This is a genomic window from Streptomyces sp. NPDC059456 (assembly GCF_042750055.1).
Taxonomy (GTDB): domain Bacteria; phylum Actinomycetota; class Actinomycetes; order Streptomycetales; family Streptomycetaceae; genus Streptomyces.
The window spans coordinates 1-7,427 of record NZ_JBHYVA010000231.1 but is presented as its reverse complement, the minus strand read 5'-3'; the positions used below and the strand labels follow the sequence as shown (position 1 = coordinate 7,427).

Annotated in this window: 7 protein-coding genes; 1 reads left to right on the top strand and 6 read right to left on the bottom strand. The window is 73.4% G+C overall.

Annotated elements, in window-relative coordinates; genetic code table 11:
• Positions 1–149 precede the first annotated feature (149 nt).
• From ACFXA3_RS20900 to ACFXA3_RS20875, 6 genes are read right to left on the bottom strand one after another with little or no spacing between them, the layout of a single operon-like run.
• Positions 150–1,004 (bottom strand): ABC transporter permease, encoded by an 855-nt coding sequence (locus ACFXA3_RS20900; RefSeq protein WP_385188749.1) that lies wholly within the window; start codon positions 1,002–1,004, stop codon positions 150–152.
• Positions 997–1,764, bottom strand: coding sequence for an ABC transporter permease (locus tag ACFXA3_RS20895; RefSeq protein WP_385188747.1), 768 nt, complete (start codon positions 1,762–1,764; stop codon positions 997–999). Before ACFXA3_RS20895 ends, ACFXA3_RS20900 begins: the two co-directional genes overlap by 8 nt.
• The gene (locus ACFXA3_RS20890) at positions 1,761–2,699 is read right to left on the bottom strand and encodes an ABC transporter ATP-binding protein (protein ID WP_385188745.1); all 939 of its coding nucleotides are present in this window, start codon (positions 2,697–2,699) and stop codon (positions 1,761–1,763) included. Before ACFXA3_RS20890 ends, ACFXA3_RS20895 begins: the two co-directional genes overlap by 4 nt.
• Before the next feature lie 5 nt (positions 2,700–2,704).
• Positions 2,705–3,817: a hypothetical protein gene (locus ACFXA3_RS20885; protein WP_385188743.1), complete on the bottom strand. Its 1,113-nt coding sequence runs from the start codon at positions 3,815–3,817 to the stop codon at positions 2,705–2,707.
• 46 nt (positions 3,818–3,863) lie between these two features.
• On the bottom strand, positions 3,864–4,745 hold the full coding sequence (locus ACFXA3_RS20880; protein ID WP_385188742.1) for a hypothetical protein: 882 nt from the start codon (positions 4,743–4,745) through the stop codon (positions 3,864–3,866).
• The gene (locus ACFXA3_RS20875) at positions 4,742–5,968 is read right to left on the bottom strand and encodes a M16 family metallopeptidase (protein ID WP_385188740.1); all 1,227 of its coding nucleotides are present in this window, start codon (positions 5,966–5,968) and stop codon (positions 4,742–4,744) included. The genes ACFXA3_RS20880 and ACFXA3_RS20875 overlap by 4 nt, the downstream gene beginning before the upstream one ends.
• A 481-nt stretch (positions 5,969–6,449) precedes the next feature.
• Here ACFXA3_RS20875 and ACFXA3_RS20870 point away from each other — a divergent pair, with 481 nt between their 5' ends.
• Positions 6,450–7,352 (top strand): hypothetical protein, encoded by a 903-nt coding sequence (locus ACFXA3_RS20870; RefSeq protein WP_385188738.1) that lies wholly within the window; start codon positions 6,450–6,452, stop codon positions 7,350–7,352.
• The last annotated feature ends 75 nt before the right edge of the window (positions 7,353–7,427 follow it).

Genomic DNA, 7,427 nt, shown 5'->3' with positions numbered 1-7,427 from the left:
CGCCCTTGTGGTGTGCCGCTCTACTGACCTTCTGCCCCCCATGTACCTGCGCCGGACGGACCGGACGGACCGGACGGCGGACCGGCATCCCGGTTCCCCCGGCACCCCGTACGGGACCGCGCGGCATCGGCATCGGCATCGGCGCGGCGTCAGCGCAGCGTGAGGGAGCCCGAGCGGACCGTGTGCCGCAGTCCGTGGGTGAGCACCAGGAACCCGGCCGCGGCCCAGCCCGCGAGGACCAGGGCCTCGTGCAGTACGAGCGCCACCGGCAGGGTGCCGTCGTACGCCAGCTGCCGGACGGCGGACAGTCCGTGGCTCACCGGGAGCACCCGGGCGATCCAGGCGAGCATCCCGCCGTGCGGTACGGCCGTGTTCACCCCGGCCACCAGCAGCAGCACGATGGTGGTGCCGGCCGTCAGGTACATCCGGGACTCGGGCATCCGCAGGCTGATCCCGGAGAGGCACAGGGCGAGGCAGTAACAGCCCAGGGTCATGAGGGCGTTCACGCACAGGATGGCGGGCAGCGCCGCCCAGTGCAGCGGGACCGGGAGCAGCAGGTGTACGGCGAGCAGTGCGACGGTCGAGGTCAGCAGGCCGTCGGCGACCCAGTGCAGCCCGCGCGAGGCCAGCGCGAGGAACGGCGGCGTGCGGCTGATCAGCAGGAACTGCAAGGTGCCCGAGCGGCGTTCTCCCACGGTCGAGGAGACCACGCCGAGCGCGCCGAGCGGGCCGAGCACGACGGCGTTGCCGAGGGCGAGGTAGCCCTGCTGTGCGGGCGAGCCGAGGAGCTGTCCGAGGTTGGCGAAGAAGAGCACCTGGCACAGCAGCCGGACGAGCCAGCCGCCGAGCCAGGAGCGCCAGGTGAACATGGCCCGGTAGTCCTGGTAGCTGGCCAGGGCGCCGTAGCCGATCAGCAGGAGCAGCGTCCGTACGGAACGCCGGCCCGCCGGCCCGGGACCGGGAGCCGGAGCCGTACCGGGCCCGGGAGCACGGAGGCTAGTCATGCAGCACCATCCTTCCGTTGCGTACGGAGCCGAGGACGCCGCGCAGCAGGAGTACGCCGAGCAGGGTCTGGAGCAGGATCAGGGCGCACAGGACGGCGAGGCGCTGGGCCAGTTGGGGGACCGGCCCCGCGGCCGCGTCCCTGAGCAGGTCGGTGGCCCAGGAGAGGAAGAAGCCCTTCGCCACGGTGTCGAACGGAGCCGGCAGGTGGCTGACGGGGAGGATGAGCCCGCCCAGCAGGTAGAAGGGGTAGGTCAGCGAGTTCTGGAGGGTGCGCGCTCCCCGCACCTTGATCATCAGCCCGCTGACCAGCAGGGCGGCGCTCGCGCATCCCGCGACCAGCAGGACCGCGACGGGCAGGGCCACCGCGGGTCTGTGCAGGGTCACGTCCAGGCCGAACACGCCCCGCCCGATGAGGACGACCTCGGCCAGCACCGGCAGGGCGAGCAGGGTGGTGGTGAAGGTGCGCACGGCCAGGGCGACGAGGTAGCGGTCCGGGGTGAGCAGCGACAGCTCCAGCGTGCCGTCCGACCGGTCGTCGTCGACGACGTCGGAGGCGACGAACACCGCGTGCGCCCACAGGCTCATCACGAATGCGGTGAGGGCCACGGTGGTGGCCAGCTCCTCCCGGTGGTGGCGTTGCAGGAAGTGGAAGAAGACCAGCGAGTACAGCGGGATCACGGCCAGGGTGGCGAGCATCCCGGGAGAACGGGCCAGGATCACCCCCTGCGCCCGGGTGGCGGCGGCCAGTACGGCGATCACAGCGCGAACTCCCGGTTCTCGATGACGGTCCGGTAGACCTCCGCCAGGCCGGGGGCGGCGACCGAGATGGACTCGGCCCGGGCCTGGGCGAGCAGCAGCAGGGCCTGGGAGAGGCTCTCGTCGTCGGCCGGCCGGGCAGTGAGGTTGCCCTCGGCGTCGGTCGTGGCGCTGCCCGCGAGAGCGGCGATGCGCGCGGCGGTCTCGGGCGGCACGCCCACCGCGGTGAGGGTGCGGGGGGTGCGGATGCCGGCGAGCAGTTCCGTCGTGGAGCCGATCCGCAGGATGCGGCCGTGGTCGATGAGGGCGACGCGCGAGCAGAGGGCCTGCGCCTCCTGCATGTCGTGCGTCGTGAGGACGACGGTCGTCCCGCCGCCGCGCAGCGTGCGGACCAGTTCCCGGAACCCGGCCCCGGCGTGCGGGTCCATCCCGTTGGTCGGCTCGTCCATGACGAGTACGTCCGGTTCGCCGAGCAGGGCCCGCGCCAGGTGGACCCGCTGCACCATGCCCCGGGAGAACGTCTCGACGCGGTCGTCGCCGCGGCCGTCCAGTCCCAGCAGCTCCATGACCTCCTCGGTGCGCCGGCGGGCGGTCCGCGCGTCGAGGCCCTGCAGGGCGGCCCAGTACCGCAGGTTCTGGCGGGCCGTCAGCCGGCCGTAGAGCCCCCGGTCGCCGCCGAGCACCAGACCGATGCGGCGGCGGACCTCCCGCGGCCGGTCCACGACGTCGAAGCCCGACACCCGTGCGGTGCCGGAGGTGGGGACGAGCAGGGTCGTGAGGATGCGGGAAAGGGTCGTCTTGCCCGCTCCGTTGGGTCCGAGCAGGCCGAGCACCTCGCCCCGCTCGACCTGGAATCCGACGTGGTCGAGCGCGGTGACGACGCGGCCCCGCCGGGTCCGGAAGGTCCGGGTGAGATCCTGTACCTCGATGACGGCCATGTCCTTCAGACCTCCCGGCCGGGGTGCGGTGCGGTGGTGCGGGCCGGCCGCAGCGGCCACGGGGCCAGCCCGGCCAGTTCCCGCAGGGCGGACGCGTGGAGCGCGGGGTCGACCAGCTCTCCCGTGACCATCAGGAAGTCCGCGACCGGCGTCCTGGTGATGACGCCGCCGTTCCAGCGGTGTTCGCGGCGGCCGGTCCCCTCGCCGCGGCGCAGCGGAGCGGTCAGCTGCATCCCGTAGCGCTGCTCGACCGGGGCGGCCTGCGCGCCGGCCCGGCGGGAGCGCTCCGTGTCGGCCGGGCCGCGCAGTCCCTCGACGAGCTCGTCGGGCACGGTGGCGGCCAGGCGCGGGTACGCCCGTACGCGCTCGCAGAGTTCGAGCAGCTCGGGCGCGAGGGCGAACTCCCCGGCGGCGGCGGTCAGCGTCCGGGGGGCGGGTGCCGCCGGGGAGGTCAGCACGCAGACGAGGTCGATGATGTCCTTGGCCGTGAAGGGGCGCTGGAAGCGCTCCTCCGCGAGGGAGAGCACGTCGGCGAGGACCTGGTCGTCGGGCAGGGACGCCCGCAGCGGGACCAGTCCGGGCCGGCCGGCGAAGGCGAAGGTGGTGACCTCGATGCCGTGGTCCGGGTCGAGCAGCGGGTCCTCGCCGAGCCACCAGACGGCCGCGAACAGGTGCGGCCGGCCCTGTGCGTCCAGCTCGGTGAGTTCCACCTCGTCGCTGTCGTGCCGGTCCAGCGCGAGGGCCAGTACCTGCCACAGGGCGGCTTCGCCGGGCACGACGACGTCGAGGTCGCCCAGGGCGCGCAGCGTCCCTTCGGGATAGTGGCGGGCGAGCGACGGGCCCTTGACCACGCGGGCGCCGGGCACCCGTGCCGTGTCCTCGGCCAGCTGCCGGTAGGTCTCGGCGCGCTTGCGCATGCGGGCGAGTTCGTCGCGGGCGCCGGTGCCCATGGCGACGCCCTCCCGCTCGGCCAGCGACAGGACGAGCGGTGCGAGCACGCCCCGCACCTGCCGGGCGGCCTGGAGCAGGCGGCGGACGGGCAGCTCGGGATCGACGTCCAGGAGTTCGTGGAGCAGGTCGAGGGTGAGCGGGAAGTCGGAGCGGTGATCCGGTGTCATACGAGAGGACTCCTCGGAGCCGGGGGTCTTCGCCCCCGGGGGCGGGTCAGGGGCGGGCGGCGTACGCGTAGCCGTGTGTCGGCGTCCAGCCCCGGCGGCGCAGGGCGGCCACGACCCGGGCGGATCGCTCCTGGCCCGCACGGTCGGCGGGATGGGTGACGTTGCCGATCAGCGGCGCCCCCACCGCGGCGGCGGTGCCGGCGCAGGCCGCGACCAGCCGGGCGGTCGCGGCCCGGCGCAGGGCGTCGTCGTCGATGAGGATGTCCACCAGTTCGACGAACGGGCTGTCGCTGACATCGTCGTAGGCGTCGGTCAGGACCGTGGCGTGCCCGATCGGATCGGGCCTGCCGGGCACCCGCACCAGGTAGGAGCGTCGGCCGGGCGCTTCGAGCAGCCGGCGGACGGACTCCGCGGTGCCCTGCGCGGTTTCGGTGTGCCCGCGGTCGGCCGCCGCGTCACGGATCGCCCGTGACAGCCACCGGCCGACCGCCTCGTCGTCGGCGTCCGAGGCCTCGGTGATGCCGAAGGGGGCGGCCACGTCGGCGGGTTCGGGTGCGGCCGCGGGTACGGCGGGTACGACGGCGGGTACGGCCGCGGCCGGCTGCGGGGCATGGCGCAGGTAGCTCAGCAGCGGCTGGAGCGCGCCGGGCGCGGGAAGGTGCGCCGGGATGCGCACCACGGCCGACGTACAGCCGGGGTGGCGGCGGAACAGGGCGTCGAGCAGCCGGGGCGCCCGGGCGAGCAGCGCCGGGTCCGCATGTTCCACCAGGCACTGGAGCTCGCCGGTGGCCGGCTCCCGGTACTCGTCCGCCACCACCGGCAGACCGTCGATGTGGCCGAGCACCCCGGCCTCGTCGGCGGCCCGCAGATAGAGGTCGCTGACGTCGAACGCGGAGGGCGGCGGCGCACTTCCGGGAGCGGGGCTCATCGCTGCTCCGGCCGGACGACCGTGATCAGCGAGTCGCTCAGCTCGCGTGCGGCCAGGGCCACGTCCGCGGCCGACACGCCGGCGAGCGCCTCGATCTCCGTCTCCGGGTCCCAGATCCGGTCGCTCAGGATGCGCTGGGTGGCGACGGCGATGGTCCGGTCCAGCGGGGCCTCGGCCTCCCGGACCGCCTCGACGGTCGCCCGGCGCACGGCGGCCGCGAAGTCACGCTCGCGCGGGCCTTCGTCGGCCACGGTGCGCAGCACCTCGCGGAACGCGTCGAGCAGCCGGGGCGCGTTGTCCGGCTCGCAACCGGCGAGCATCCGCCAGGCCCCGGAGTCGCTGTAGTTGCGCGACCAGGACCGGAAGTCGTAGGCCAGCGCCTCCTGGTTGCGCAGCCTGGCGTACAGCGGGGACGCCGGGCTGCCGCCCAGCAGGTGGGCGAGGACGGTGTAGGCGTGCCGGCGGGGGTCGCCCGCGTGCGGGGCGCGCCCGCCGGCCAGCAGCCAGCAGAAGGCGTCCGGCCACTTCTCGACCGCTCCCGGTACGGGAGGTCCGGGGACGCCGCCGAGGGAGCCGAGCAGGGGATCGGGGAGCGGGTTGCGGGCCACGCGGCCCAGGCCGCCGCGCCGCAGCGCCTCGCGCAGGGTGTCCTCGGGCAGGCCGCCGGCCACGCACACGGCGAGCGGGGCGGTGCGCAGGGCGAGGGCGTGCGCGTCGCGCACGGATTCCAGGGTCAGGCCGGACACGGTCTCGGGCCGTCCGCCGACGGCGGAGCCCAGCGGATGCCCGTCGAACAGCCGGGCGAAGAAGGCGTCCTGCACGGCGTCGGCGTCGTCGGAGTCGGCGGCCGCCAGCTCCTGGAGCACCACGTCGCGCTCGGAGGCGAAGTTCTCCTGGTCCCACCGGGGCTCCAGCAACGCCCGGCACATCCACGTGGCCACGTCGGCGGCGTCCTCGGTGAGCACCTGCGCGTGGATGACCAGGGACTCGGGGCCGGTCATGGCGTTGCTCTCGCCGCCCCGGTCCTCGATGCGCTCGCTCAGCGACGGCCCGTCCCCGAGGGGTGCGGACATCAGCAGGTGTTCGAGCATGTGGGCGGCGCCGGCGCGGCCCGGAGGATCGTGCCGGCCGCCGAATCCGAGCGCGAAACACAAACTGGTGGTGCGCAGGGAGGGATCGTGGTGCACCACCACGGGAACGTCGAACGTCGGTGATGTGGTCAAGGGATTTCCCGTCGTGCGAAGAGGGCGGAGAGACAGGCAGGGGTGCCGCCGGACCGAAGTCCGGCGACACCCCTCAGGTCATGCGAATTACTTGCCCGTGCGGACGTTGACCTTGTCGAGACGCGGACGCATGGAAACGGCGTGGTTGCGGTTCATGATGGTGACTCCTCTGTGTGAACTGCTCATATTGGAATGTTCCGGCGGGGTCGTTTTCCCCGGCGGCACGTCAACCATTTGAGCGTCAGACCCATTCGGCTGTCAATCACTTCCAGCGAATTCGGCCCTCACGAAAAGACGGGTCACGTGACTTCGCCACCGAATTCGAGTTCACAGGGCCGCGTAAGCGCCGGATCGGGCTGCGCCAATTCGTTGATGGCCGGAATGGATTTTCGGCGGCATTATCGAAATCACTGTCCGGCCATTCCCGCGGCCATCCGGGTCAGGTCTTCCACGTACGTGTGACTCCTTGAAGGAGAGCCAAGTGTCCAGCAACCACTCCCTGTTCCTGATCAAACCGGACGGGGTCGAGCGGCAGCTCCAGCAGGCCGTCGTCGAGGCCGCCGAGGAAGCCGGACTCACCGTCGTCTGCCGGCACCGGCTGCTGCTGGGGGAGGAGGACATCGTCCGGGCCTGGGCGGACACGCGCCGCACGGAACACCCGCTGGAGCACCTGTCCCTGGACCTCTGGTACGGCGGGCGCCCGATGGAGGTCCTGCTCGTGACCGGCCCGGACGCGCTCGCCCGCGCGAGGCGGGTCAAGTCCGAGGTGCGGGCCGGATACCGGCTGGGCCCCTTCGCCAACGTGCTGCACACCCCCGACCACAAGGGGGAGTTCGACCTCCAGCTGTCGGTGTTCGCCGGGGACTGCGCGACCTGTGCCGGGGCGGTGTCCACCGACTTCGGCGACTACTCGGCCGTGCCCCAGGCGTACCCGCCCGGCACGCTGCTGCCCGAGGCCTGGCGCGACATCGAGCGGCTCAGGGAACTGGCGCAGCCGCTGTGGGACGACCCGGCGTCCTGCTTCTGGCGTCCGACCTACCCGGAGCCGTACCGGGCCGAGAACCCGCAGGGCCCGCAGGACCGGGCACTGTACATCGCCGCGTCGCCGCACCAGCTCTCCTTCGACAACCTGGTGGGGGCCCTGGTGACGGCGCTGCCCGGGATCGCCTTCGGCCACGCCCTCGAACTGGTCATCTCGGCGCTGCACCACCAGGACTTCACCCTCGCCGTGGGCACCCCGGCCGAGTGCGAGCGCTACCGGGACGCGCTCATGCGGCAGGGCCTGAACACCCCCATCCGTACGCTCGCCCAGGACGCCGTGCGCCGCGAGGAGCAGATCCGCACGGGTGGATGGGTGGACGGCTCCGCGGCGTCAGCGGCATGAGCGGCACCGACACGGGCGGCGGCTCCGGTACGCGGGCCGCCGGCCCGGCGCGCGGCCGGGCCCCCGGCCAGGTCG

Excerpts from the sequence above, each read along its gene's own strand:
- ACFXA3_RS20900 (WP_385188749.1), bottom strand. The coding sequence starts at position 1,004 with ATGACTAGCCTCCGTGCTCCCGGGCCCGGTACGGCTCCGGCTCCCGGT.
- ACFXA3_RS20890 (WP_385188745.1), bottom strand. The coding sequence starts at position 2,699 with ATGGCCGTCATCGAGGTACAGGATCTCACCCGGACCTTCCGGACCCGG.
- ACFXA3_RS20885 (WP_385188743.1), bottom strand. The coding sequence starts at position 3,817 with ATGACACCGGATCACCGCTCCGACTTCCCGCTCACCCTCGACCTGCTC.
- ACFXA3_RS20880 (WP_385188742.1), bottom strand. The coding sequence starts at position 4,745 with ATGAGCCCCGCTCCCGGAAGTGCGCCGCCGCCCTCCGCGTTCGACGTC.